The organism is Bovifimicola ammoniilytica, assembly GCF_025567085.1.
Classification (GTDB): Bacteria; Bacillota; Clostridia; order Lachnospirales; family Lachnospiraceae; genus Bovifimicola; species Bovifimicola ammoniilytica.
In genome coordinates, this window is the sequence record NZ_JAOQJN010000022.1 from 1 (window position 1) to 1,734 (window position 1,734).

The window sequence follows — 1,734 nt, forward strand, 5'->3', positions numbered from 1 at the left end:
AGGTGACATATATCTTGCTCTTAGATAGTAAAGACCTGTTGATTCATTGTACTGCTCACCGGTGTAGAGATAATCATTATCTGTATCTCCGGTTTTCTTTAATATTATACCATAAGAATCGTATGTATAGGTATCTGTTATTTTTGAATTTTCTACAAGTGCCGTTACGGAACCATGTCCATCCTGAATATAAATCTTATGATTGAATAATTCATTATTATTTATATCAGCACTGATTAATTCAAGTCCTCTTGTATAATACTTATTTACTTTATAAGTGTTATCTGTATTCTTTGTAAGTTCTAATGCAACCTGTGTAAGACTTGTATATGTATCATTAAGATAGAATACTTTTTCTTCTTCATTTACCTGCTTACTGATTCTGTTGCCTTCGTAGTCATATGTATAACTTTCGATTGTGACAGCATTTCCACTGCTTACTGTTGCTGTTAAAAGCTTATTTTCTGCATCATATGTATATGTCTTGTCTTTGGTTCCATGTTCTGATGTAAGATTTCCATTGTCATCATATGTATAGTTAATTGTTAAAATATCTGCATTTGCTTCAGAAGCATTTACAAAACTTTCTATCTTTAGAACTTTTGTTGTTTCGGATTTAATAAGCTGATTAAGTTCATTGTATGTATAGATTGTGTTGCCAGTCTCTACATCTTCTGTATAATCATCTACATTACCTGTAACTTTTGTTGTCTTTCCTGTTCTGTTGCTTACTTTGTCATAGGCATATTTATTTTCAATAGTTCCCTGATATGTAATAGTATCAGTTGCTAATGTGATGTTTTCAGAATCAATATTTATAACATCATCAAAGTCAACACTATCATTTATACTAATCTTTTCTTCAGTAAGTCTTAAAAGTTCATCATACTTATATTCGTTTTTAATTACTCTTACTGTAGTACTTTCTGATGATTCTCTTGTGATTTCAACTGTCTTTGTCTTTTCTCCTGCCTTACCATAACTGTAATCATAGAACATTAAGACATTAGAATCTTTATCAGTTACTATTTCGTTTATAAGTCTTGAACATACATCATATTTGTATGAAACTGTAAGTCCGCCTTCATGCTTGACTTTTGTTCTGTTTCCTAAGGAATCATATTCATAAACGGTTGCTACTCCGTTATGATCTATAACTTTTACAAGTCTGTCCATTAAGTCATAGCTGTATGATGTTGCTGCAACATCTTCGCCATTTACATTATATGTAATCGAACTTATTTCTTCATTGTCTGCATATGTGTACTTAATTGTTCCAAGGTCATATGTTGTCTTTGATGCAAGTCTATTGTACTCATCATATGTGTATATTACATCGCCCTTAGAATCAGTAACTTTACTTAATCTTCCAAGTGAATCATATGTAATATTCACATCACCGTCTTTATTATTTTTCTTAACAAGTCTGCCTAAGTTATCATATGAATAAGTCACTTTATTGCCTGCATAATCCACAAATGAAGTCTGATAACCATTTTCATCGTATTTGAATTCTGCTGATTTTCCTGAAGCATTAGTTGTTTTTATTAATCTGCCTTCTTCGTCATATGAATACAGTGTTTCATTTCCATTTGCATCTGTTACTTTTGTTAGTTCATATGTTTCATCATATGTGTATGAATATTTGTTGCCTGTTGCATCTTCTACTGCAATAAGATTATCTGCACCATCATACTCATATTTTGTCACATTTCCATTTCTGTCTATCTGCTT

1 pseudogene is annotated in these 1,734 nt (G+C 31.1%); it reads right to left on the reverse strand.

Going from position 1 to position 1,734, the window contains the following annotated elements:
• Nucleotides 1-1,734: pseudogene (locus tag OCV48_RS13910) on the reverse strand (hypothetical protein); the annotation flags it as partial.